17 protein-coding genes and 1 tRNA gene are annotated in these 25,209 nt (G+C 68.5%); 7 read left to right on the top strand and 11 right to left on the bottom strand.

Annotated features, from left to right (window positions below; all coding sequences use genetic code 11):
• Positions 1-45 precede the first annotated feature (45 nt).
• A complete protein-coding gene (locus OK349_RS00595) occupies positions 46-1,527 on the top strand; it encodes a glucoamylase family protein (RefSeq protein ID WP_265115897.1) in 1,482 nt (493 codons plus the stop codon).
• A 71-nt stretch (positions 1,528-1,598) separates the two neighbouring features.
• On the opposite strand, the gene OK349_RS00590 is transcribed toward OK349_RS00595, so the two are convergent.
• Positions 1,599-1,675: transfer RNA gene (locus OK349_RS00590), tRNA-Arg, on the bottom strand.
• Between the two features lie 85 nt (positions 1,676-1,760).
• Between OK349_RS00590 and OK349_RS00585 the strand changes: the two genes are divergently transcribed.
• The 5 genes from OK349_RS00585 to OK349_RS00565 all read left to right on the top strand — a co-directional run bounded on the left by OK349_RS00585 (position 1,761) and on the right by OK349_RS00565 (position 7,073).
• Complete coding sequence (locus OK349_RS00585; RefSeq protein ID WP_265115896.1) at positions 1,761-2,264, top strand: hypothetical protein; 504 nt, start codon at positions 1,761-1,763, stop codon at positions 2,262-2,264.
• 110 nt (positions 2,265-2,374) lie between these two features.
• Positions 2,375-3,337 carry a formylglycine-generating enzyme family protein gene (locus OK349_RS00580; RefSeq protein ID WP_265115895.1) on the top strand — a complete coding sequence of 321 codons (963 nt, stop codon included), beginning with the start codon at positions 2,375-2,377 and terminating at the stop codon, positions 3,335-3,337.
• A 266-nt stretch (positions 3,338-3,603) separates the two neighbouring features.
• Positions 3,604-5,268, top strand: coding sequence for a 2-isopropylmalate synthase (gene leuA, locus OK349_RS00575; protein ID WP_265115894.1), 1,665 nt, complete (start codon positions 3,604-3,606; stop codon positions 5,266-5,268).
• 134 nt (positions 5,269-5,402) lie between these two features.
• Positions 5,403-6,626: a bifunctional glutamate N-acetyltransferase/amino-acid acetyltransferase ArgJ gene (gene argJ, locus OK349_RS00570; protein ID WP_265115893.1), complete on the top strand. Its 1,224-nt coding sequence runs from the start codon at positions 5,403-5,405 to the stop codon at positions 6,624-6,626.
• Between the two features lie 162 nt (positions 6,627-6,788).
• Positions 6,789-7,073, top strand: a complete 285-nt coding sequence (locus OK349_RS00565) for a hypothetical protein (RefSeq protein ID WP_265115892.1) — start codon at positions 6,789-6,791, stop codon at positions 7,071-7,073.
• Between the two features lie 73 nt (positions 7,074-7,146).
• Here OK349_RS00565 and trxA read toward each other — a convergent pair whose 3' ends face one another.
• The 4 genes from trxA to OK349_RS00545 all read right to left on the bottom strand — a co-directional run bounded on the left by trxA (position 7,147) and on the right by OK349_RS00545 (position 14,765).
• A complete protein-coding gene (gene trxA / locus OK349_RS00560; RefSeq protein ID WP_265115891.1) occupies positions 7,147-7,473 on the bottom strand; it encodes a thioredoxin in 327 nt (108 codons plus the stop codon).
• Positions 7,474-7,525: 52 nt separating this feature from the next.
• Entirely contained in the window at positions 7,526-10,933 is a 3,408-nt protein-coding gene (gene addA / locus OK349_RS00555; RefSeq protein WP_265115890.1) for a double-strand break repair helicase AddA, read from the bottom strand.
• Positions 10,914-13,853, bottom strand: coding sequence for a double-strand break repair protein AddB (gene addB, locus OK349_RS00550; RefSeq protein ID WP_265115889.1), 2,940 nt, complete (start codon positions 13,851-13,853; stop codon positions 10,914-10,916). The genes addA and addB overlap by 20 nt, the downstream gene beginning before the upstream one ends.
• 186 nt (positions 13,854-14,039) lie before the next feature.
• Positions 14,040-14,765 (bottom strand): SDR family oxidoreductase, encoded by a 726-nt coding sequence (locus OK349_RS00545; RefSeq protein WP_265115888.1) that lies wholly within the window; start codon positions 14,763-14,765, stop codon positions 14,040-14,042.
• A gap of 146 nt (positions 14,766-14,911) precedes the next feature.
• Here OK349_RS00545 and OK349_RS00540 point away from each other — a divergent pair, with 146 nt between their 5' ends.
• Complete coding sequence (locus tag OK349_RS00540) at positions 14,912-15,808, top strand: AraC family transcriptional regulator (RefSeq protein ID WP_265115887.1); 897 nt, start codon at positions 14,912-14,914, stop codon at positions 15,806-15,808.
• Here OK349_RS00540 and OK349_RS00535 read toward each other — a convergent pair whose 3' ends face one another.
• The 6 genes from OK349_RS00535 to ahcY all read right to left on the bottom strand — a co-directional run bounded on the left by OK349_RS00535 (position 15,809) and on the right by ahcY (position 25,141).
• Complete coding sequence (locus OK349_RS00535; RefSeq protein WP_265118501.1) at positions 15,809-16,507, bottom strand: nucleotidyltransferase family protein; 699 nt, start codon at positions 16,505-16,507, stop codon at positions 15,809-15,811.
• 59 nt (positions 16,508-16,566) lie between these two features.
• Complete coding sequence (locus tag OK349_RS00530) at positions 16,567-17,538, bottom strand: aminoglycoside phosphotransferase family protein (protein ID WP_265118500.1); 972 nt, start codon at positions 17,536-17,538, stop codon at positions 16,567-16,569.
• 14 nt (positions 17,539-17,552) lie between these two features.
• Positions 17,553-17,996, bottom strand: coding sequence for a tRNA (adenosine(37)-N6)-threonylcarbamoyltransferase complex ATPase subunit type 1 TsaE (tsaE, locus tag OK349_RS00525; RefSeq protein WP_265115886.1), 444 nt, complete (start codon positions 17,994-17,996; stop codon positions 17,553-17,555).
• Positions 17,993-20,338, bottom strand: a complete 2,346-nt coding sequence (locus tag OK349_RS00520) for a PAS domain-containing sensor histidine kinase (protein ID WP_265115885.1) — start codon at positions 20,336-20,338, stop codon at positions 17,993-17,995. Before OK349_RS00520 ends, tsaE begins: the two co-directional genes overlap by 4 nt.
• 176 nt (positions 20,339-20,514) lie before the next feature.
• Positions 20,515-23,520, bottom strand: a complete 3,006-nt coding sequence (locus OK349_RS00515; protein ID WP_265115884.1) for a TonB-dependent receptor plug domain-containing protein — start codon at positions 23,518-23,520, stop codon at positions 20,515-20,517.
• Between the two features lie 214 nt (positions 23,521-23,734).
• A complete protein-coding gene (ahcY, locus tag OK349_RS00510; protein WP_265115883.1) occupies positions 23,735-25,141 on the bottom strand; it encodes an adenosylhomocysteinase in 1,407 nt (468 codons plus the stop codon).
• Positions 25,142-25,209: the final 68 nt, after the last annotated feature.

Raw genomic sequence — 25,209 nt, 5'->3', positions numbered from 1 at the left:
GCCGATCTTCCCGGGCCGCGCGCCCTTTTTCTTCTGGAGTATCCCATGTCCTTGCGTCGCGTATCGCTCGGCCTGGCGGCATTGCCGCTGGTTGCCGCCTGCACTCCCATCTCTGCTGCGACCGCTGTCCGAGCGCCTGCGCCGGGTGAAGCGGCATTCTCCGAAGACCTGACCCGGCGGACGTTCGACTATTTCTGGGAGACGACCAGCCGCGAACGCTGCCTCGCGCCCGACCGGTGGCCGAGCAACCCCTTCTCCAGCATCGCCGCGACCGGCTTCGCGCTGACCGCCTTCGGCATCGGCGCGGAGCGCGGCTATGTCACGCGCGAGGCGGCGGCGGTGCGCACCCGCGACTGCCTGCGCTTCTACTGGAACGCGCCGCAGGGCGAGGCTGCGGCGGGCTTCACCGGCCACAAGGGCTTCTTCTACCATTTCCTCAAGAACGCCGACGGCACCCGCCACGCCAACACCGAGCTGTCGACGGTCGACACCTCGCTGTTCCTCGGCGGGGCGCTGTTCGCGCAGAGCTATTTCGATCGCGACGACGCGGTCGAGGCGGAGATCCGCGACCTCGCCGAGAAGATCTATCGCCGCGTCGACTGGGCCTGGGCGCAGCGCAGCCGCACCGGCACGCAGGCGCGCAACCTCGCCAATTCGCCCGCCATCGCGATGGGCTGGAAGCCGGGCACCGGATGGCTCACCCACGACTGGGTCGGCTATAATGAGGGCATGCTGGTCTATGTGCTGGCGCTCGGCTCGCCCACGCATCCAGTCGGCAAGGAAGCATGGGACAAGGGCTGGGCCGCCGAGCTGGAGAAGGACTGGGGCAGCTATTACGGCCAGGAACATCTCCAGTTCGAGCCGCTGTTCGGCCACCAGTACAGCCATGTCTGGGTCGATTTCCGCGGCATCCGCGACGCCTTCATGGCCGGCAAGGGCATCGACTATTTCGAGAATAGCCGCCGCGCGACGCTGGCGCAGCGTGCCTATGGCGCGGACAATCCCGACAAATGGACTGGCTACAGCAACAGCATCTGGGGCTGGACCGCGTCCGACGGCCCGACCGCGAGCGGGAGCGGCCGCGAGGTCAATGGCGTCGCGCGCAAGTTCACGGGCTATGCCGCGCGCGGCGTCAGCGCGACCCGCGTGGTCGACGACGGCACGATCGTGCCGACCGCGGCCGGCGGCTCGATCCCGTTCGCGCCCGAGGTCACGATCCCCGCGCTGATGGCGATGCGCACGACGCAGGGCGAGCGGCTCTATGCGCGCTACGGCTTCAAGGACGCGTTCAACCCGAGCTTCACCTTCGCCGATGTCGGCTCGCGCAGCGGCACGGTCGATCCGGTGCGCGGCTGGGTGGCGAACGACTATCTCGGCATCGACCAGGGGCCGATCCTGGCGATGATGGAGAACCACCGCAGCGGCCTGGTGTGGAAGGTGATGCGCAAGAACCCGCACATCGTGCGCGGCCTGAAGCGCATCGGCTTCAAGGGTGGCTGGCTCGACAAGGCCGCGACACCCGACTGATCTGCCGCTATCGCCGCAAGTCCGGAAACGACAAAGCCCCGCTTTCCCGGTCAGGAAAGCGGGGCTTTGAATGGCGCGCCCGGAACGATTCGAACGTCCGACCCTCAGATTCGTAGTCTGATGCTCTATCCAGCTGAGCTACGGGCGCGCAGTGGAGGGGCGCAGATAGAAGCGCTTTCCGGGAAACGCAAGCCCGTTGCACACGCTTTCTTCGCGGCATAGACCGGCCAGCGATGCGATCCCTCCCTGCCCTCGCCGCGCTCGTCCTTGCCACCGTGCCGCTCGCGGCCTGCACCTTGGCCAATGACGGTTACCCCTCGCTGCTGCCGCGCCCGATCGAGAGCCGCGACGAGACCGAGCCGGTGCGGCCCGATCCGATCGTGACGCCCGATGCAGCACTCGACGCGCGGATCGCAGAGAAGCGCGAGGCCGCAGCTACAGCAGCCAAGCGGTTTCAGGAAGCCGCGATCGGCACCGAATCGCGCGTCGCGGTCGCGCGCGGCGTACAGGAGGGAAGCGAGGCCTGGGTCGCGGCACAGACCGCGCTCGCCGAACTCGACGCGATCCGCGGCGAGACGGTCCAATTGGTCAGCGACCTCGAGGAGGAAGCCTCGAAGCGCGCGCAGGCCGGCACGCCCGCCTATCCCCCGCTCGACGCCGCGATCGCCGAGATCGGCGGCTTGGCGACGAGCCAGGCCGAGCGGGCCAAGGCGCTGGAAGACGCGCTCGCGCGCTGATCACCCGCGCGATGCCACAGACCGGCACGCGCAGGCTGGTGAACCGGGAGAAATCAATTCTCGGGGTCGCGCGCCCATGCTAAGGATGTGCCCGAGGGTGGACCCGTTGGATGCGAGCGCTCTTCGCATTTGTTCCGCAGTTCGCGATATGCCTCGCCGCCGGTGCATCCGTGCAGGCGATCGCCAGAGATGCGTCGCGCATCGTTCGCGATTGCCCCGATTGTCCGGAAATGGTGGTTGTTCCTGGCGGCCATTTCACGATGGGCGCGTCGCTCGATGATCGCGAGGCGCGGCCCGACGAATTGCCCAGGCGCGAGGTAACGATCGGGTCGTTCGCGATGGGCCGCTACCACGTGACCCGGGAAGACTATGAACGTTTCACGGCCGATACCGGACGGCCGCTGCAAGCCGGCTGCGCCTATAGCGGTCGGACCGGGCATGAGATGGACCCTGAAGCATCGTGGCAACGCCTTTGGTTCAGCCAAGACAGACGCCATCCGGTAGTTTGCGTGACCTTTGCCGATGCGACCGACTATGCCGCATGGCTGAGCAAACGCACGGGAAAGCGCTATCGCCTGCCCAGCGAGGCGGAATGGGAATATGCCGCGCGCGGAGGAAGCACGACACCTTACCCGCAGGGCACCAAGCTGTCGCACGATCACGCGAATTTCGGCGCAGACACCTGCTGCACGCCCAAGCGCTTGGCCGAGGGGGCGGACAAATGGGAATACACCTCGCCAGTCGGCGCCTTTCCGCCCAATCCGTTCGGTCTGTACGACATGCAAGGCAACGTTATGCAATGGACCGCCGATTGCTACGCACCCGACCTGTCGCTGGTGCCGCCCGACGGAAGCCCGGCGAGCCAGGACAAAATGCTCAAGGTCGAGGGCCGTTTCGCCTGGCTGACCGGAACGACGACGTGCGCCTATCGCGTCCTACGCGGCGGCGACTGGGGCAACCCTCCCTCCTTTCTGCGTTCGTCGGCGCGAAATTTTGCACCGGCGCGCGGTTACACGCTCGATATGTACCGCAGCGGCGGGCTCGGATTTCGAGTCGTGCGCGCGCTGGATTGAAGGAGGGCACACCGGCAGATCACGCTCGCTAGCCAAGCGCGGCTTGCGCCCATGCAAGATCAAACAGGCTCGCCGCCACCGTCACGCACTGGACAGGGTGTGCGATCACGGTCTATCTGCACGGTCAGATGTTGCGCACGCTTCGCCTTCGCCTGCTTCGACTTACGCGCCCTTAGGCGCGTGACCTTGCGTGGCCGCAGTGCCGCGCACACGGCCTAAGGGCTAGACCGAACCCCGAACGCCACGATTTCGAAGCGAGACCGCAAATGTTGCGCGACCCCAGCGTCAAATACCGCCCCTTCCCTCAGGTCGACCTGCCCGACCGGCAATGGCCGAACCGTACCATCACCCGCGCGCCGCGCTGGCTCTCCACCGACATGCGCGACGGCAACCAGGCGCTGATCGATCCGATGGACGCCGAGAAGAAGACTCGCTTCTTCGAGCTGCTCTGCCGCGTCGGGGTCAAGGAGATCGAGGTCGGCTTCCCCGCCGCCGGGGCGACCGAGTTCGACTTCATCTCGAGCCTGGTGCGCGACAGCCGCATCCCGGACGACGTGATCGTGCAGGTGCTGACGCAATCGCGCCGCGACCTGATCGAGACCAGCTTCGCGAGCCTGCGCGGCGCGCCCAAGGCGATCGTCCATCTCTACAACGCGGTCTCCCCCGCGTGGCGGCGGATCGTGTTCGGGATGAGCCGCGAGGAGATCAAGGGCATCGCGGTCGAGGGCGCCAAGGTGCTGCGCGACTGCGCCGCCGCCCAGCCGGACACCGACTGGCATTTCCAATATTCGCCCGAGACCTTCTCGACCGCCGAGCTCGACTTCTCGGTCGAGGTGTGTGCGGCGGTGATGGACGTGCTGCAGCCGAGCCCGGACAAGCCGATCATCTTCAACCTGCCCGCGACGGTCGAGGCAGCGACGCCCAACATCTATGCCGACCAGATCGAGTGGTTCTGCCGCAACATCCCGAGCCGCGATGCGGTGGTGGTGTCGCTGCACACGCATAACGATCGCGGTACCGGCGTGGCAGCCGCCGAGCTCGGCCTGATGGCCGGCGCCGACCGTGTCGAGGGCTGCCTGCTCGGCAATGGCGAGCGCACCGGCAATTGCGACCTCGTGACCGTCGCGCTCAACCTGTACACGCAGGGGGTGAACCCCGGGCTCGATTTCTCGGACATCGACGAGATCGTGAACACGGTGCAATATTGCACCAACATCCAGGTCCACCCGCGCACGCCCTATGCCGGCGACTTGGTGTTCACCGCTTTCTCCGGCAGCCATCAGGACGCGATCAAGAAGGGCTTCGCGGCGCAGGACGCGCGCAACGACGAATATTGGGAGGTGCCCTATCTCCCGATCGACCCCGCCGATTTGGGCCGCAGCTACGAGGCGGTGATCCGCGTCAACTCGCAATCGGGCAAGGGCGGCGTCGCCTGGGTGCTGGAACAGGACAAGGGGCTCAAGCTGCCCAAGCGGCTCCAGGCCGATTTCAGCCGCCACGTCCAGCGCCTGGCCGACGAGAGCAGCCGCGAGCTCAACGCGCAGGACATCTGGCGCGCCTTCGTCGAAGCCTATCGCCTCGAGCATCCGCAGCGCTTCACGCTGGGCGCTTATGACGAGACGCGCGCGCCCAATGGCGACCGCATCTTCGCTGGCGCGATCGAGGTGAACGGCGCGCAGCAATCGGTGAGCGGCCGCGGCAACGGGCTCATCTCCAGCGTCGTCGCGGCGATGCGCGAGGGCTTCGGCGTCGATCTCGACATCGCCGATTATGCCGAGCACGCGATCGGCCACGGCTCGGGCGCGCAGGCTGCCGCCTATGTCGAATGCCGCACCGCGGACGGGCGCACCGTCTGGGGCGTCGGCATCGACGAGGACGTCGCCACCGCCAGCGTCCGTGCGGTACTGAGTGCGGCTGGGGCGGTCCAGTAATCCAGTTCGTCACCCCGGCCTTGTGCCGGGGTCCACCGCGCGGCAGATGCTGCGGTCAAGGTGACAGGGCATTGGCTGCCCAACCGTGGACCCCAGCACAGGGCCGGGGTGACGGTGAGAATATAGGATCATCAATGCAGCGTTCGCCCCTCGCCCCGCTCGGCTTCCCCTATCTCCCGCCGATCGCGGGCGTCACCCTGCGCGTCGCCCGCGCGCGCTACAAGGAATGGGACCGCTGCGACCTGACCTTCGTCACGCTCGACGAGGGCACGGCGGTGGCGGGCGTCACCACCACCAGCAAATGCCCCTCGCCCGAAGTGGAATGGTGCCGCGAGGCGCTGGTGCTGGGCAAGGCGCGTGCGCTCGTCGTTAACGCCGGAAACAGCAACGCCTTCACCGGCAACCGCGGCCGCGCGGCGGTCGAGGCGATCGCGGCGCGGGTCGCAGGGCATCTGAACTGCCAGCCCTCGGACGTGTTCGTCTCCTCGACCGGTGTGATCGGCGTGCCGCTGCCGATCGACAAGGCCGAGGCGGGCCTCGACGCCGCCTTCGCCGCGGCGCCGTGCGGCTGGGAGGATGCGGCAAAGACGATCGGCACCACCGACACCTTCGAGAAGGGCGCGGTCACCACCGCGGTCGTCGGCGGCAAGACGGTGAGCCTGGTCGGCATCATCAAGGGCAGCGGCATGATCGCGCCCGACATGGCGACGATGCTCGGCTATGTCTTCACCGACGCTGCGGTCGATCCCGCCTTCCTCCAGCGCGCGCTGTCCGACGCGAACGCGAGGAGCTTCTCGTGCATCACCGTCGACAGCGACACCTCGACCAGCGACACCGTCCTCGCCTTCGCCACCGGCACGGCGGGCAATGCGCCGCTCGCCGACGAGGATGACGACGGCGCCGACGCCTTCCGTGCCGCGCTCGCCGACCTTTGCCTCCGCCTCGCCCATCTCGTCGTGCGCGACGGCGAGGGCGCGTCCAAGTTCATCCGCATCGACGTCGACGGCGCCGAGAGCGACCGCAGCGCGCACCGCATCGCGCTCAGCATCGCCAACTCGCCGCTGGTCAAGACCGCGATCGCGGGCGAGGACGCCAATTGGGGCCGCATCGTCATGGCGATCGGCAAGGCCGGCGAGCCCGCCGACCGCGACCGCCTCGCGATCACTTTCGGCGGGGTGCAGGTGGCGCAGGGGGGCCTCGCGGTCGAGGGCTATGACGAAGCCCCCGTCGCCGCGCATCTCAAGGGCCAGGACATCGAGATCGGCGTCGATCTGGATCTTGGCGAGGGCCGCGCCACCGTGTGGACCTGCGACCTGACCCATGGCTATATCTCGATCAACGCCGATTATCGCAGCTAGCGTTGCCTGCCGTTTTCCCGGCAGGATATACTTGCCGCCGTCATCGACCACCGCTGTCCTGAACGCGGGATAAGCCGGCCGTCGCTACGGGTTCATGTAGCGTTGCGTATCTATGATCATCCGCCTGGGGAACGTCCCCGGATGAGCACATGGAGAGCCGAAATGCGAATCTTCGTTCTTGCAGCGACGCTGGGTGCCAGTCTGCTGGTGTCCATCGCTCCCGCCGAGGCCCAGCGCTATGGATCGCGCCGCAGCGAGGTCCGTCAGGAGCAGCGCGAATGCGCCCGCGAACTGCGCCGCGCCCGCAACCGCTACGAATATCGCCGCGAGCAGCGCGAATGCCGCCGCGAGATCGCCCGCGCCCGCGCCGGCTATCGCGACTATGACCGCCGCGGCGACCGCTACGATCGTTACGATCGCCGCGACCGCTACGATCGCCGCTACTGAGCGATCGGAATCGAAACGGGCGGGGCCACGATGACTCCGCCCGCTTTCGTTCAGCATCGCTAGGTGGCTGCCGTCATACCACGCTCTCGATCCACGCCTTGAGCTTTGACTTGGTCGAGATCTCGGCGATGCCGATCTGCTGTGCGACCTTCTCGCCATCCTTGTAGACAAACAAAGTCGGGATACCGCGAATGCCGAGGTTGCCGGGCGTGTCCGGATTCTCCTCGATGTTGAGCTTGGTGATCGTCACCTTGTCGGCCAGTTCCTCGGCCAATTCCTCCAGGCTCGGCCCGATGATCTTGCACGGCCCGCACCACTCGGCCCAGAAATCGACGAGGACGGGCTTGTCCGACTGAAGGACGTCGGCTTCGAAGCTTGCATCGGTAACGGCCTTGGCCATTTTCAAATCTCCTGTTCGGTTGGCGCCAACCTAGGGAGGCGGCCCGCGCCTCTCAAGCGTTTGAGCTCAAGCTTTGCTCCGTGGCCACGAAGCCCGGCTTGTGCGCCGCAACCAGATCGTCCGGCAGCGCAAACAGCACCGGCGTGGCGGTGTAAAGCAGCCCCGCTTCGACCCGGCGACCCGGAAACACCACCTCCAGCGCCGCGACATAGGCGGCCATCTGGCGCACGTGATAGGGCGGCACCTCATCCAGCGAAGCCGGCGCGCGGCGTCCGGTCTTGAAGTCGACAACGAGCACGCGATCCCCGGTTACCAGCAGCCGGTCGGCGGTGCCTGACACGACATGCCCGCCCGCCACCACCGCTGCGATCGGCGCCTCGGCCAGCGCCTCCGACCCGAACAGCGCAGCGAAGCGCGAGTCAGCGAGCACACCCAGCGCCGCCGCGGCGAGCTCGGCACGTGCTGAAGCGTCGGCCACACCTCCCGCGCCGGCCAGCCAGCGATCGGCCGCCTCGGCACGCCGTTCGATCGCAACGGCGGGCAAACGCTCCAGCAACGCGTGGATCAACCGTCCCCGCTCGGCCGCGGCACGCAGCGCGGGTCCGGGCGGCGGATCGGCGACCAGATCATCCCCCAGGGAAGACGGCGCGAGCGGACGCGGCGGGCGAGCCTCGACCGGTGCGGGCGCCCTGACCCAGCCGGGCAGTTCGACCGCCGCCTCCGTCACCGGAGCCCCGCGCGGCTTGCGCGCGATTGGCGGTTGCGGGCGGCTGCCGATGAAGGTTCGCTCGTTCTCGTCGTCCGCCACACCCAGCGCATCGAACGCCGCGCGCGACGCCGCATACCAGCTCGCCGCCGGTGCCTCCCCCTTCGCCTTCGGCCCGATCGCGCCCGCGATCACCAACCGCTCCTCGGCGCGGGTCGCGGCGACGTAGAACAGCCGCCAATGCTCCTCCAGCTCGCGCGCATCGGCCAGCGCGACGGTTGCATCCACCCGCCCGCCGCGCTCGGCCTTGCCCGGGCGGAAGATCGGGAAGGCCGGGCCGTCATGCCCCTCGGGCGCCCATTTGACGAAGCCGCCGCGGTTGCCGCCCTGCGGATCGGCAGTGGCGTCGGCGAGGATCACCAAAGGCGCCTGCAGGCCCTTCGCCCCGTGCGCGGTCATTACCCGCACCGCGTCCTGCGGCTGCGCGGCATCGCGCACGATCTCGACATCGCCGCGGTCGAACCAGTCGAGAAAGCGCTGCAGGGTCGGGGTCGCCAGCCCCTCGAAGCCGAGCGCGGCGGTTAGCAGCTCCTCGATCGGGTCGAGCGCTTCCCTGCCCAGCCGCCGCAACAGCTTGCGCCGCCCGTCCATCTCGCCTGACAGGATCGTCTCGAGGAAGCGATGCGGCGTCATCAGGTCAGCGCGCGCGAGCAGGCCGTAGAGCGGGGCCAGCCGCGCGTCGGGCAGGGTTGCGCGCAGATGCCGCCACAGGCTGCCGCGCTCGCGCATCGCGGCGTGCATCAGCTCGTCCTGGCTCCACCCGATCAGCGGCGACACCAGCAATGCGGCCAGCGAGAGGTCATCGTCCGGCTGCAAGGCAAAGCGCACCGCCGCGAGCAGATCCTGCACCGCCAATGGCGCGTTCAGCCGCAGGCGATCGACCCCCGCGACCGGCACCCCCTCGGCATGCAGCCGCGCGACCAGCAGCGAGGCGAGTTCGCCGCGCCGCTTGACCAGGATCATCACATCCTCGGGCCGCAGCGTCCGTCCCTTGCTCTCCAGCTCAAGCGTGCCGACCCAGGCCTTGATCTGCCGGGCGATGCGACTGGCGACCTCGCGCGTCGCATCGTCGATCCAGCCTTCCTCGTCTTCCGGATCGCCGCCCGCGACGACCGGTGGCCACAGGGTCACGGTGCCCGGCCCGGCGACACGGCTGGCATGCGTTTCGGACTCGGTCCCCATCCCCGGCTCGGGCAGCGCCGCCACCGCCGCGTCGACGAACTCCAGGATCGGCGCGGTCGAGCGGAACGAGTGCGTCAGCGACAGCGTCTCCAGCGCGCCGGCCGAGCGCTCGCGGAAATGGACGTGCGCGGCGGCGAAATTGACCGGATCGGTGCCCTGGAAGCCGAAGATCGCCTGCTTGTAGTCGCCCACGGTGAACAGCGTGCGCACCTCCTCGCCATGCGCGCCTTCGCCCGCGAAGAACTCGTCGGCCAGCGCGCGCACGATGCGCCACTGCGCGATGTTGGTGTCCTGCGCCTCGTCGATCAGCACATGGCTGGTCACTTGGTCGAGCTTGAAGCGGATCCAGTCGCCCATCCCCGGCTGGTCGAGCAGCGCAACGGTGCGCCCGATCAGATCGTCGAAATCGACAGCGCCCGCACGCCGCTTCGCCTGGGCATAGGCCGCGGCATATTCGCGCCCGGCGGTGAGGCCCTGCGCGAGCAGGTCGGCATAGCCGGCGCGCGCGATCATCCCGGCAACCGCGATGCACGCCTCGCCCAGTTCGGCGGCGAGCATCTCGTAATCCGGATCGAGCGCCGCGAGCCTGGACGACACCTTCTTCGGCTCGTCCTTGGCGGTCAGCACCAGCTTCTTGAGCTCGCCCAGCATCGCCACCCGCGCCGCCGAATCCGCCGCGAGCCACGCTTCCGCGACCGCCGCCGCCTCGGTTCCGGTCGCCGTGCCCCAAGCGTAATTGGCGTCGGCGATGCGGCGCAGTCCCTCCACGTCGAAATTGTCGTCGGCGCACCAGCGCGCGGCTTCCTCGAGCACATCGCCCTGCGGCAATCCCATCGCGCGGCGCAACCACGGCTGGATGCCCGAGGGCAGCGCGGCCATCGCATCAGGCGCCTTGGCGCAGGCGTGGAGGAAGGCCTCGGCCTTGCCCTCGCCCAGCCGCAAGCTGAGCGCGCCGACCGCATCGATCAGCCCATCCCGCCCCTCACGCCCCGCATCCGCCAGCATCGCCGCCAGCGTATCGCGCGCCAACGCGGTCTCCTCGCGCGCTTCGAGCGGACGAAAGCCGGGAGTCAGCCCTGCCTCGATCGGGAAGGAAGACAGCAGGGTCTGGCAGAAGCTGTGGATCGTCTGGATGCGCAGGCCGCCGCCTGGCGCGTCGAGCACCTTGGCGAACAGCGTGCGGGCGAATGCCACTCGTTCCGGCCCGAAATCCTCGCCCAGTGCCGCGAGATCGTTGGCGATCTCGCCCCGCTTCGCACGTACCCAATACGCCAGGCGTCCGTTCACGCGCGCGGCCATTTCCGCTGCGCCGGCCTTGGTGAAGGTGAGGCACAGGATCGCCCCGGGATCGACCCCGCGCAGCAGCAGCCGGAACACGCGCGAGGCGAGGACATGCGTCTTGCCCGTCCCTGCGGACGCCGACAGCCACACGCTGCCGTCGGGAGCGGACGCGGCGGCCTGGCTCCCGACCAGCGCATCGAGCGCGCGGACCTCAGCGCCGCTCACGGCCATACCATTCGTCGCGGCGCATCAGCTGGTCATATTCCGAATAGGGCGCATATTCGGGGTGCAGCTTGGCGGTGAACGGCGCGTCGCCGGTGAGATAGGCCCGCGCGGTGTCGGCGAAATTCTCCGCGGCGACGGGCACGAACTCTTCCGGCAGCATCTTCCCGTATTTGCCCGCTGCATCCACCGGCGACTGGACATAGCCGAACTCGCCGCCCTTGCGCGCCAGCGACCAATATTCGAAGCAGCTCGCGCGGCCCGCGATCCCCTCGAAACCGCCCCGCTCGGCGATCAACCCCAGCAGCCCGAGCTGCAGGCTGTACCCCGCGCGCACCGCCCTGGTGCTGGGCGGCTGGCCGGTCTTGTAGTCGACGATGCCGAGCGTGCCGTCGCCCATCGCGTCGATCCGGTCGAACTTGCCCTTGAGCGTCACCCCGGCGACATCGATCGCCCCTTCCTGCTCGACCGCCAGCACGCGCCGCTGCGGACGTGCCGCGATCTCGCGCACGATCCAGCGCACCGCCTCGATCAGCCGCGGCTGCCACAGTGCGCGCATCATCGGGTGGGCCTGGGCGAGCATCGCCAGCACGCGCGGCTCCAGCGCCTCCGGATCACACGCGTCGAGCTTCGCCCATTTCTCCAGCACGTCATGCACTGCTGTCCCCCGCCACGCCGCGCTCGGATCGGCATCGACCGGGTCGAGCTGCCGCAGCCGCAGCATGCGCTTGGCGTAGAAGGCATAGGGGTCGGCCTTGAGCCGGTCGACATCGGTGACCGGAATCACGCGCGGGCGTCTCGCGGTGGGCGGGCTCGGCTCGGGCCGCGCCGCGGGCTCGTGCTTGCCGGGATCGTCGATCGCCCGCGCCCATGCCTCCAGCTCGGTGGCGCGCTCGAGCCCGCCCGACAAAGCTTCGAGCCGCAGCCAGAAGCGCGAGGCGATGGTCGGCGCGCCCGCATCGCGCTTCGCCCGGGTCAGCAGCACCTCGCGCGCGCCGAGACCTTGTCCAAGGTCATGCGCCGCAAGTCCGATCCGGCGCTCCAGCCCGGCCAGCCCCAGCTCGCTGCGGATGCGCGGCGCCAGCCACGGGTCGGGCGCGGGCAGTCCCGGCCACACGCCCTCGTTCAGTCCGGCGAGGATCACCAGGTCCGCGGTCTGCAATCGCGCCTCGATCAGGCCATAGATGGCGAGGCGCGGATGCCCGCCCTGCGGCGGCCGCACCGCTACCTCGTCCATCAGCGTGCGCAGCATCGCCGCGAGGCTCTCGGGCTCGACCAGCGCCGGGCCATGCCCGGCCTCACGCTCGAGATCGTTGAGCAACGCCGCCGCCGCGCGGCCCTCGGCGCGGCCCCACAGCCCCTCGCCGCACAGCGCCGTCGCGGTCTCGCGCAGCTGCGCCAGCAATCCGGGAAGCGGCGCCGCACCGCCCGCATAGAGCGCTTCCAGCGGCGCCAACGTCGGCGCGATCTCACGCCACCAGCTCAGCGCGACACGCCGGACATGCGCGTCATGGCCTTCAGGATCTGCAAGGTGCGCCTCGATCCCCGCCAGCCCGGTCGCCGGGCGCGGCCCGCGCAGCGCGAGGTCGAGCGACCGCGCCCCTTCGAGCCACGCCAGCCGGTCCTCGCCGGCCGCGACCAGCGGGTGCTTGAGCAATGCCAGCAAGGCGAGCGGCGCGAACGCCTGCGCGCCCGCCTCGGCGAGCGCGAGCAGCAACGTCCCGGGCGGCAGGCTGGCGAGCGGCGCGCCGGCCGAATCGTCGAGCGCGATGCCCCAGCGCGCGCAATGCGCCGCCACGCGCTTGGCCAGCGCGCGGTCGGGCGTCACCAGCGCGGCGGTGCGTTCCTCGACCTCCAGCGCCCCACGCAGCGCCAGCGCGATCGCCTGCGCCTCTTCCGCCGGCGTCGCCACCTCGAGCCCGCTCACGCCGCCGAGGCGGCGCTCGGCTGCTGGCAGGTCGCTCCACCCCCGGGTGAGCTCAGCCGGCATCATCGCGCTCGCGATCGCCTTGCTCCGCGCGGGCAGCGCGTCGAGCTCGGTCGCGACGCGCCATTGCTCGATCTCGCCACGCTGCACGCCCATCCGGTCGATCAGCAGCTTCAAATGGAATTGCGGATGCGTCTCGAGCGCGCGCTTGCGCCGTCCGGTCACCGGGTCCGGTTCGAACGGGCCGAGCATCGCCCATTCCTCCGCCGGCATCGCCAGATCGACGCCCGGGAACACCACCATTCCCGCCGGCAATCCAGCCACGACACGCAGCAATCGCGCGATCGCCGGGGCGGAGGTCGTGATGCCCGCCGCGCAGACGAAGCGGTCGAGCGGATCGGTCCGCCAGCGCATCGCGACCCGGTCGAGTAGCCGGTTGCGCCGCTCGGCCAGATCGATGCGCCCAAGCTTCCCAAGCTCTTGCGGCCATTTGCTCAGTACGATCTCGAACAGGTCGAGCGAGCGCTGCCAATGCTCGGACAGCTCGCCCGCCGCAATGTCGCGCATCCGGCGGGGGTCGACCTCCTCGATCAGCAGCTGATCGAGCGTGCGCCGCAAATCCCCGGCCAGCCGCACCGCCTCCGCCGCGTCGATCCCGGGCTGGGCCGCCTGCACCAGCCGCGCCAGGATCAGCCGCCGCTGCAGCGGATCGACTGCAGGCGGGACCGGGTCCTCGTCATCCGCCGGGTCAAGGAACGGCCCTGCCGCCTCGTCGAGCTCCGGATCCCCGACCGCCACCAGCCGCGGCAGCAGCAACCCGCCCCCGCTGGCGCGCACGAACGCATCGGTGATTGCGCGCTTGGCGCGATTGGTTGGCACCAAAACGATCCCGCGCGCCAGGCGCATCGGATCCTTGCCGAACCGCTCGATCAGGCCCTTGGCGAGCGCATCGGCGAACGCCCGGTGCGGCGGAATCGTGTGGAGGTGGAGGCGTGCGGACATATGCGTCCCGAAACCGTAGCGAGGGACGCGGTTGAGGCAAGCGACCTCGGCCGGCAGACTCGACCTTGATGCGCATCGCTTTCCCCGTCCTGTCGCCAACGCCGATCTCCCGGCCAGTGCGTCTGGCCGGGAGGAGGCGGAATCGTCGCGAGGCCGACCGCATTTCGAAGGCGGTTGTGACGCGGCCTACATCGGCGAGCCGGAGGGACGGACGATCACTTCGTTGACGTCCACGCCATCGGGCTGCTCGACCGCGTAGCGGATCGCGCGGGCGATCGCGTCGGGGCTGAGCGAATTGGCGCGCCACAGCTGGAGCCCGGCTGCGACCTCCGGATCGGAAATGTCGTGCCCCAGTTCGGTCGCGACCACGCCGGGCGAGATGATCGTCGCGCGGACCTCGGCATGTTCCTGGCGCAGACCCTCGGTGATCGCCCAGACCGCATATTTGGTCGCGCAATAGACTGCGCCGGTCGGCACGACGAGGTGCGCACCGATCGAGGCGACGTTGACGACATGCCCGCCCTGCTGCGCGACGAAGCGCGGCAGCACCGCGGCGATGCCGTTGAGTACGCCATGGATGTTGACGTCGATCATCCGCGTCCATTCGTCGCGCTTCAACGCGGCGAGCGGCGAGAGCGGCATCACGCCGGCATTGTTGACCAGCACGTCGACCCGCCCGAACCGCTCCTCCGCCGCGGCGACGAACGCTTCGAAGCTCTGCGGGTTGGTGACGTCCAGCTCCTGCGCCGCCACCTGCGGGCCCAACGCCTCCGCCAGCGCTCGGAGCCGATCGATCCGCCGCGCGCCGATCACCAGTTTCGCGCCAGCCGCGGCCAGTTCACGGGCGGTTGCCTCGCCGATCCCGCTCGATGCGCCGGTGATGAGAATGGTCTTGTCGCTCAATCCAGTCATGGTCGGTTCCTTTCTTCATTGCCTCGCCACAAATGGAGTAGAGCCGGTCGCAACCGTTAGGCCGATCGCCCGAAGCATTTGCACGATCCTCCAAAAGTGCGACGGGCGGGCTTGCGACTTGTGCGCACCGGGTGGAAACGGAGAGCATGGAACCTGTTGCAGAACTGGCCGCGTTGATCGCCCGGCACATGCCAAAACCAGGTCTTGGCGGCACCGCGATCCCACGCCTGTCGCTGATTCGCGCCAATCAGCCGACGGTCGCGACGCCTTCGGTCTATGAAGCGTCACTTTGCCTGATCGCCCAGGGATCGAAGCGCGTGTCGCTTGGCGATCACAGCGTGATCTATGATGCCGCGCGCTATCTTCTGGTCTCGGTCGATCTGCCGCTCGTCGGCCATGTCCTGGAGGCAAGTCCCGATGCGCCCTATCTTTGCTGCAAGATCGACCTCGATCAGGCGGCGCTTGCCGACCTAATCCTCGCCGAGGGCAGTCCCGGCCCGCGCGCCGACGCGCCGATGCTGGCCGTCTATCCCAGTGACCCCGACCTGGTCGATGCCGCCTGCCGGCTGGTGAGGCTGCTCGACCGGCCCGAGACCATCCCCGCGCTGATGCCGTTGATCGAGCGCGAGATCCTCTACCGGCTGCTTACGGGCCCACACGGCCCGACGCTGCGGCAGATGGCGGTGGCGGACAGCCATCTGGGGCAGGTCAGCCGCGCCATCGCCCGGATCCGCCGCGGCTTCCACGAGCAGCTCCGCGTCGGCGAGATCGCCGCGGCGGCGGGCATGAGCGCATCCTCGTTCCACGCGCATTTCAAGGCGGTCACGCGGATGACGCCGCTCGAATATCAGAAGCAGCTGCGGCTGCAGGAGGCACGCCGCATGATGCTGACCGAGGGCGCAAGCGCTGGCTCAGCGGGCTTCGCGGTCGGCTATGAAAGCCAGTCGCAGTTCAGCCGCGAATATCGCCGCCTGTTCGGCGCGCCACCGCGGCGCGATATCGAACGAATCCAGCTTTCGGGAGAGTACGCCGCCGCCGTGTGACTAGCCATCCGCCAGCACTGCCTCCGTCGCGTGGATCGCGGGCGGCGAGCCGACGTCGAACCACAGGCCCTGGTGCACCACGCCATAGGCGCGGCCCGCCTCGATCGCGCGTTGCCAGAACAGGTTGGTCGAGAACGGCCCCTCAGGCCAGTCGCGGATCACGCGCGGCGAGAGGATCTGGACGCCGGTATAGACGAACGGCGCGAGGCGGCCGGGCTTGCGGCGGCCAACGATCTTGCCGAACGCGTCGAGGTGGAAATCGCCCTGCCCGCGATGGCAATGCGCACGCGCGAGCGGGATGAGCAGCAGCAGCGCGTCCATCCGTTCGTCATCCCACGCCGCGGCGAGCTGGCGGATCGCGTCGATCGGGCCGTCGATCCAGAGATTGTCGCTGTTGACGCACAGGAACGGCTTGTCCCCCAGCCATTCGCGCGCCTGCACGAGGCCGCCGCCGGTCTCCATCAGCTGCCCGCGCTCATCAGACACGATCACTTCGATGTCCTTCACGCGGTGTAAGACATGCGCCTCGAGCGCGTCGGCGAGATAGTGGACGTTGACCACCGCGCGCTTGACCCCCGCGCTGCGCAGCCGATCGAACACATGGTCGATCAGCGGCTTGCCCGCGACCTCGACCAGCGGCTTGGGGCGGGTCGCGGTGAGCGGGCGCATGCGCTTGCCCAGGCCCGCAGCCATCACCATCGCCGTCTCCGGCACTTGCGCGGCGGGCACCGGGCGCAGCGCGAGCGTCTTCTTGATGCTCACGCCGTCACCGTCATCGGATCGCCGCGCAGAGCGGCAGGGATATTCGCATCGAACCACGCCGCAACCGGCGCCAGCGCCGGGTGCCTGAGGTCGCGCTCGAGATAGCCCCACACGCGCGGGCACAGCCCCGGATAGCGCGGCTTGCCGTCACGCTTCCAGAGGCGGGTGAAGATGCCGATGATCTTGGCATTCCGCTGCGCGCCGAGCACGTGATAGGCGTCGAAAAAGGCGTCGTCCGCCCCGGTGATCCGCCGATAACGGTCGAGCAACGCCGCCTCCAGGTCCGGATGCACGTCGCGCCGCGCATCCTGCAGCAGCGAGACCAGGTCGTACGCCGGGTGTCCCGCCAGCGCGTCCTGGAAGTCGAGCAGGCCCAGCGTCTCGCTGCCCTCGATCAGCATCAGATTTTCGGCATGATAGTCGCGCAGCACGGTCACCGGCGCGCCGTCCCTCGCCACCGGCCCGAGCACCGCGTCCCATGCCGCGGCATAGCCGGCGGCATCGACATCGAGCCCCACCGCCGGGCAGTACCAGTCGGTCAGCAGCGCCGCCTCGCGCTGATAGACGTCGCGGTCATAGGGGCCGACATCCGCCGCCTCATGCTCGCGCAGCCGCACCAGCACGTCGATCGCGGCCTCGTACAGGCGCAGCTCGCTCTCGGGCGCGGCGTCGGCGGTCTCGCGCAGCCGCGCATCGCCGAAATCCTCGATCAGGACGAGCCCCGTCGTCAGATCCTCGCCATAGATGTGCGGCGCCGCGAAGCCTCGGCCAGTCAGCCAGCGCGCGACATGGATGAACGGGCGCGGGTCCTCGTGCGGCGGCGGCGCGTCCATCAGGATCGCGGTACGCCCCGGTGCCTGCACGCGGAAATAGCGGCGGAACGAGGCGTCGCCGGCCAGCGGCAGGATCTCGCCATCCCCCCAGCCCAGCTCGTTCAAGAAATGCGGCGCCCGGGCGGGCGGATTCATGTCGTGCATCGAAGTCATTGGGACCATCGATCCTTCCATGCCGCGGGCACCTGCGCTGTCAAGCCGCGCGCGCCGTCCGGCTCGATCGTCAGGCTGAGCCACAGTGCCTCACTCCATGCCGATGCTGGCAACCGCTCGGGCCATTCGACGATCAGCAGCGAATCGTAGCGCGCGTCGTCGAGCCCGAGCTCATCCACCTCGCTTGGATTCTCGATCCGGTAGAGATCGACATGCAGCACCGGAAAGCGCGTTTCGGGCGGGCCATAGGGCTGCACGATCGCGAAGCTCGGCGACGGCGCTTCCTCCTCGAGACCCAGCGCGGCGAGCAGCCCGCGCGCGATGCTCGTCTTGCCGACGCCCAGCTGTCCCGACAGCGCGATCACATCGCCCGGCCGCGCGACCGCCGCCAGCTGCGCGCCCAGCGCCTCACTCGCCGCCGCATCCGCCAGCCGGATCATCCGCGCGGCAGCTCGACGGTGACCATCGTCCCCTGCCCCGGTTCGGACACCAGCTCGATCGTCCCGCCATGCGCCTCGACGAACTGCTTGGCGAGCGGCAGCCCCAGACCTAGCGCGCGGTCGCCGCCGCGGCTGATCCCCGGCTGGGCGAAACGCTCGAACGCCTTGTCTGCGAACTTCTTGGCCATGCCCGGCCCGTTATCCGACACGACGATCCGCGCCCCCTCGGCCGTGCCGTCGATATGCAGCAGCACGCGTCCCGCCTCCGGGGTTCCCGCCACCGCGTGGCGCAGCAGATGCTCGATCGTCTGACGGATGCGCCGCGCATCGCCCTGCACCGCCCCCGCGCTGCCCAGAATCTCGACCGCGAGCTCGATCCGCTTGGCCTGCGCTGCGGGCGCCACCGCCTCGGCCGCCGCGCCCGCGGCGAGCTCCAAGTCCACCGCACCACGCGCTGGCGCCCCATCCTCGCGCGTCAGGTCGAGCACATCGTCGATCAGCGCGCCAAGCCGCGCGACCGAATCGAGGATCGCCTCGCTATATTCGATCCCGCTCTGCGACAACTCGCCGGCATAGCCGCCGTGCAGCATCTCGGCGAAGCCCTGGATCGAGGTGAGCGGCGTGCGCAGCTCGTAGCTCATGTTCGCGACGAAGGCGGTCTTGACCCGGTCGGCCGCTTCCAGCGCCTCGTTGCGCTCGCGCAGCGCATTCTCGACGCGGCGGCGGTCCGAGATGTCGAGCATCGTGAACAGCGCGTTGCCGTCGGGCAACGGCACCGCGGCCGCCTCGAAATAACGCCCGTCATTGAACTCGATCATCGCGCCGCGCTGCTGGCGCTCGACCGTCGCCGCACGCACCAGCTCGGCGATCAGCACCGCACGGCCCGGGCTCGCGAGCCGCGCGCCGGCCTCCTTCGCCAGCGCATCGACTCGCGGATGGCTGGTGATGAACGCTTCCTCGAATCCCCAGAGCTGGCGGAAGCGGTTGTTCCACAGCTGCAGCCTGCCATCCGCCGCAAACACACCCAGCGCCTCGAACAGATTGTCGAACGTCGCGGTGCGCACACGCAGCAGCGTGTCGCGCGCGCTGGCGAGCTGCACCTGCTCGGTCAGATCCTCGAAGAGCAGCAGCAATCCGCCCTCGGGCAGCGGCTGGGCGACGACGCGCAGATGCGTGCCGCCGGGCAGCGTCCAATTCTCCTCGCGCGCCGCGTCGGCGGCGACGAACCAGTCGCGCCGCTCGGCCTTCCAGCCCGGGAAATCACGCACCACGGGCAGCCGGTTGGCCTCGCGCATGCGTTCGAGCACGCGCTCGAACTCGGGCCCGTCGGCGAGCCACTCGCTGCGCATCGCGAACATGCGGCGGAACGGCTGGTTGCAGAAGACGAGGCTGCGGTCGGCTCCGAACTGTGCGACGCCCGACGACATGCGGTCGAACATCTCGCGCTGCGCCTCGTCGGCGAGCTTGATCCCGGCGCGGGCGCGCTCGAGCTCCTCGACATCGACCGCGAACCCCGCCACGCCGCCAGTCGGCAGCGGCACGTCGTGGATGTGCAGCATCCGCCGCGCGCCGCCGATCGTCGCGGGGAGCTTGACCATCTTGGCCCGCCGCGCATCGCGCGCCGCACCCGCGCTGGCGAGCGGGCCGCCCGGCGCGGAGGCGTCGACCAGCTCGATCCCCGCCCGCACCACGGCTTCGGCATCCTTGCCGTTGACCGCGGAGACATAGGCGTTGTTGACCATCGCCAGCTTGAGCTCGCGGTCGCGATACCACATCGGCATCGGCGCCGACTGGATGAGGCCGGTCAGCGCCTCGAACGCCTCGCGATAGCGCGCGGCCTCGGTCGACAGGCGCGCGACTTCCTCCTGCGCCTCGGTGGCGTCGAACACCCACAGCACCACCCCGCCCGGCGCGCGCACCGCATCGGGCGCGCGCTGCCCGATCATCAACAGCGTCCGCGACGAGCCCCGCGCCCGCACGGTCGCACGAAACGGGCGCGCCGCCTTTTGCGCCGCGGCAATGTCGCGCTCCAGCGCCGCGGCCTCGCTCGCCTCGAACACCGCTTCGTTGCCGACGATCTCGCTGAGATGGCTCGGGATCGCCTCGAGCCCGAACAGGTCGGCAAGCTTGTCGCTCAGTTCGATCCGCCCGTCGGCGCGTACGATCATCGCCTGCGCCGGGCCGATCTCGGCGAGCGCATCGGCGCGCCGGTGCGCGTCGAGCAGCGCGCTCGCCCGCGCCCGTGCGCGCAGCCCCGCAAACAGCGTAAACCCGCCGAGCGCGGTCAACAGCGCCAGCACGGCACCCGCCGTCACCGCTGCCGCGTTGGAAATCTCAATCACCGCGCCGGGCCCTCATCTTCCGGCTCTTAGGGCATGCATTCGCCCGCGCAAAGCCAGCGCGCGGATGCGAAGCGACGAGCGCGCGAAAGTCTGCGGCCAAACCGGCCTCCGCCATTCGCGCATAAAAAGGGGCCGGAACATGCGTCCCGGCCCCCAAGTCGTTCGATCGTCTTGCCTTAGAACACCTTGGCCTTGAAGCCCGCGTAGAGGTAACGGCCCACCGAGCTGACCGGATAGTTCGTCATGCCGACATCCGGCTTGCTGTCGAACAAGTTGTTCGCACCGGCATAGAAAGTGAAGTTGTCGTTGACGTTGACCGACAGCTGCAGCTCATGCTCCCAGCGCGGCTTGATGTACATGTACTCGGCCGAGGTGATGTCGGGATCGGCCTCGACCTGCTCACGCGAGTAGCGCAGCGTCTTCGAGAAATAGTTGATCCCGTAGTTCAGGCTGATGTTGTCGTAGATCCAGGTGAGGTCCGCGGTTCCGCTGAACTCGGGAGCGCGCACGGCGGACTCGAGGCGGTCGTCGTCGACTTCCGCGCCGGGGGTCGGGATGAACTCGAGCTTGTGCAGGTAGTTGGCCGCCATCCGAAGGTTGAACGTACCGAACGAGCCCGGCGTGACGCGATAGTTCAGCACGACGTCCAGACCTTCCGTGTCGAAGCTGGCGACGTTGGCCGGCTGGACCAGGAAGTTCGAGATATAGCCGGTCGTCGGATCGCGGCTCAGATTGGCGCAATAGACGTTGTCGATCGTCGGCTGGTCGACGCACAGCTCGGCCAGTTCCTGCGCGCTCGGCGTGTTGATCGCCTGGCGGATGCTGATGTCGTACCAGTCGACGGCGAGCTGCAGGCCCGGGATGAAGCGCGGCCGCAGGACCACGCCGGCCGTCCAGGTCCGCGCCGATTCTTCCTGCAGCTCGCGGTTGCCGCCGGCCCGGCCGAGCAGGCTGGTATTCTCCGGCGAGATCGCGTCGCCCGCGGGATCGAAGGTCGTCGGATCGATCCCCAAGCCGCTCAGGATCGCGGTGCAGTTGGCCTGGCGCGTCGCGGTGCCGTCGGTGATGCGGTCGATGCCGCACGGGTCGGGAATGAACTGGTAGGTGCCCGACGGCGCGTTGAACAACTCGCCCAGGTTCGGTGCACGCACCGCCTGGCCCAGCGTGCCGCGGAAGGTGATGTCGCGGATCGGCGAGTAGACGCCGTTGATGCTCCAGGTCGTGGTGTTGCCGATCGTGGAATAATCGGAGAAGCGCACCGCACCGCCGATCGAGAGGATGTGCGCAAACGGCAGGTCGCGCAGGATCGGCAGGTCGATTTCGCCGAACACTTCCTTGACGTCGAACTTGCCGCTGTCGGGGAAGGCCTGCGAACTATCGAGCAGCAATCCGGCCTCGGTCCATTCGGACGGGTCGAAGCGCGTGCTCTCGCTGCGGTATTCGGCACCCACGGCGAAGGCGACCGGGCCGCCCGGCAGCTTGAAGAACGATTCCGTGTTGCCACGGATCGAGCCCGATACGACATGCTGGCGGATCGAGACGCGCTCCATGTCGTCCACGAACACGAAGTCCAGCGCTTCCTGGCTGGGCGAACCCGCACCGAAGATGTTGAGCGGCACGCACTCCCCGGGGCTGAACGTCGCTGCGGCGCCCTCATAGTTGCCGGTGACGGGGTTGAAGGTGCCGTATTGCTGCGTCGCGATATAGCCGAAATTCTTGATCAGCGTCTCGCCGGGCCGGTTGATGCGGCAGGTGACGCCGCCGGCGCCGTCGCTCACCGCGTCGATCGCGGCGTAATAGCGATCGCGCACGCGCGACTGTGAGAACGCCTCGGTCTTGGTCTGCCCAAAGGTATAGGAGAATTCATAGTTCAGGTTCGAACCGATCTCACCATCGGCGCCGACCACCGTGCGGATCGTCTCGCGATCCGCCTTGGCGCGGCGGACACCGAAATCGAAATGGTCGCGGCCGAGCAGCAGCGCATCGCCGACCACGGCGCTGCCGAACCGCTGGTTCAGATAATAGTTGTCGCCATAGATCTGGACGTAGAGGTCATAGACCGGCTGCGACAGCGTCGAAGCCTTGGACCGGGCGTACTTGCCTTCCGCGAACAGGCGCAGCGCGGGGCTGACTTCGAAGCTCGTCAGCAGGTTGGCGACATGGCGCTCGCTCTCGGGATTGGTATCGCCGAAATAGATTTCCTGCAGCGTCGAATCGCCGCCGATGGTGAACGGCTCGTTCCGGACATAGGTGCCGGGATCATAGACCTTGCCCTCGCCGGTGAAGTCCGGGGCGAAGTCGTAATCGAGGTCGAACGCGCCGCCCGGCGAGGTGTCCGCCCAGCGCAGGTCGCGCAGCGGCAGATAATCGGGGGTGTTCGGATCCGCGTCGAACGGGTCGTCCTGATTGGCGACGAAGCGCCACGTCGGGCCGGTGCGGCCGTAGTTCAGGCGCTGCAGCTGGCTGAAGCGGTCGTCCTTCGAATATTCGTAGGACAGGGTGACGTTGCCGCGGCCCCCGGCGAAATTCTTGCCGGCGGTGACGCCAATATAGCGGTTGCCCGCATCGCCGCGCTCCGAAATGCCGGCCTGGCCGCGCAGCCGCAGCCCCTCGAAATCGCGCTTCATGATGAAGTTCACGACGCCCGACACGCCGTCGGCGCCGTAGACGGCCGAGGCGCCGCCCGTGAGCACATCGACGCGCTGGATCAGGTCGAGCGGGATCGAGTTGATGTCGACTGCCGCGCTACCCGGAATGCCGGCCACATGCCGGCGGCCATCGACCAGCACCAGCGTGCGGTTGGTGCCGAGGTTGCGCAGGTCGAGATAATTGCCGCCGACGGTCGAGGCCCCACCCGCGTTCGATCCGGCGTTGTCCGAGCTGAGGCTCGAGCCCAGCAGCGCGGGCGAGTCGGCCAGGAATTGCGTGATGTTGGTTTCGCCCGACTGCTCGATCGTCTCGGCGTCAAAGGCCTGGATCGGGTTCGGCGTCGCGAACTCGGGACGCTGGATGCGCGAGCCGGTGATGACGACCGTCTCGCCGCTGCTCGCTTCATCGGCCGCGGGGGCCTCCTCTTGGGGAGCATCCTGCGCGAAAGCCGGCGCCGCCCCTGCGAGCGCGATGGCGGTGAACGAAGCTGCGAGGCGATACCCCGCCTTACGGGAGGAGAGGAGTGAACGCATACCTAATCCCTTTTGATTACCCTCGAACGTATCGATTGCGCCCGGCCGGCCGCATCGTGCAACCCTCTGTGCCGGTTTTCCGACGGGGTGTTGCGTCGGCGTCACACCTGCCGAACGATCCTTCCCAAAGCGTAAACGGCGGGAATCGGAAGGGGCGCGCCCGTTGCCGGACGCGCCCCTTTTCGACAGTCGCACTTTGTCGGCAGCGCCGAACTCAGTAGCGGTAATGATCCGGCTTGAAGGGCCCTTCCACCGGCACGCCGATGTAATCGGCCTGCTGCTGGCTGAGCTTGCTCAGCTTCACGCCGAGCTTCTCGAGGTGCAGCGCCGCCACCTTCTCGTCGAGATGCTTGGGCAGGACATAGACCTCGTTCTTGTACTCGTCGGCCTTGGTCCACAGCTCGATCTGCGCCAGCACCTGGTTGGTGAAGCTCGACGACATCACGAACGACGGGTGGCCGGTCGCGTTGCCCAGGTTCACCAGGCGACCCTTCGACAGGATGATGATCTGCTTGCCGTCGGGGAACTCGACCAGGTCGACCTGCGGCTTGACCTCGGTCCACTTGAAATTGGCGAGGCCCGCGATCTGGATCTCGCTGTCGAAGTGGCCGATGTTGCACACGATCGCCATCGGCTTCATCGCGCGCATATGGTCGACGGTGATCACGTCGGCGTTGCCGGTCGCGGTACAGAAGATGTCGGCGCGGGTCGCCGCCTCTTCCATCGTCACGACCTCATAGCCCTCCATCGCCGCCTGCAGCGCGCAGATCGGGTCGATCTCGGTGACCAGCACGCGCGCGCCGCCATTGCGCAGCGACGCCGCCGAACCCTTGCCGACATCGCCGAAGCCGGCGACGCAGGCGACCTTGCCGGCCAGCATCACGTCGGTGCCGCGGCGGATCGCGTCGACCAGCGATTCCTTGCAGCCATAGAGGTTGTCGAACTTCGACTTGGTCACGCTGTCGTTGACGTTGATCGCCGGGAACGGGAGCTTGCCCTTCTTGGCGAGCTCATAGAGGCGGTGGACGCCGGTGGTGGTCTCTTCCGACACGCCCTTGATCGTCTGGACGGTCTTGGTGAGATAGCCCGGACGCTCGGCGAGGAAGCGCTTGAGCGTCGCGACGAAGATCTCCTCTTCCTCGTTCGACGGCACGAACAGGTCCTCGCCCGCCTCGACGCGCGCGCCCCACAGCGCGAACATGGTGGCGTCGCCGCCATCGTCGAGGATCATGTTGCAGACCGTGTCGGTGCCCCAGTCGAAGATGCGGACGACATAGTCCCAATATTCCTCGAGCGTCTCGCCCTTGACCGCGAAGACCGGGATGCCCCGCGCGGCGATCGCGGCGGCGGCATGGTCCTGGGTCGAGAAGATGTTGCACGAGGCCCAGCGGATCTCGGCGCCGAGCTCGGCCAGCGTCTCGATCAGCACCGCGGTCTGGATCGTCATGTGCAGCGAGCCGGTGATGCGCGCGCCCTTGAGCGGCTTGCTCGCGCCGAATTCGGCGCGCAGCGCCATCAGGCCGGGCATCTCGGTTTCGGCGATGTTGATCTCGGCGCGGCCGAAATCGGCGAGCGAGATGTCCTTGACGACGTAATCGGTCTTTTCGAGCACGGTGGCCACGCTGGTTCTCCGTTTGTGTAGCGTCGCGGCCGGGAATCCCGGCGGCATGGCCGCGCCACTAGCGAATT

Source organism: Sphingomonas sp. BT-65, assembly GCF_026107375.2.
Classification (GTDB): Bacteria; Pseudomonadota; Alphaproteobacteria; order Sphingomonadales; family Sphingomonadaceae; genus Sphingomonas.
Note: the sequence above shows the minus strand (reverse complement) of the source record. Positions and strands in the feature narration are given on the sequence as shown.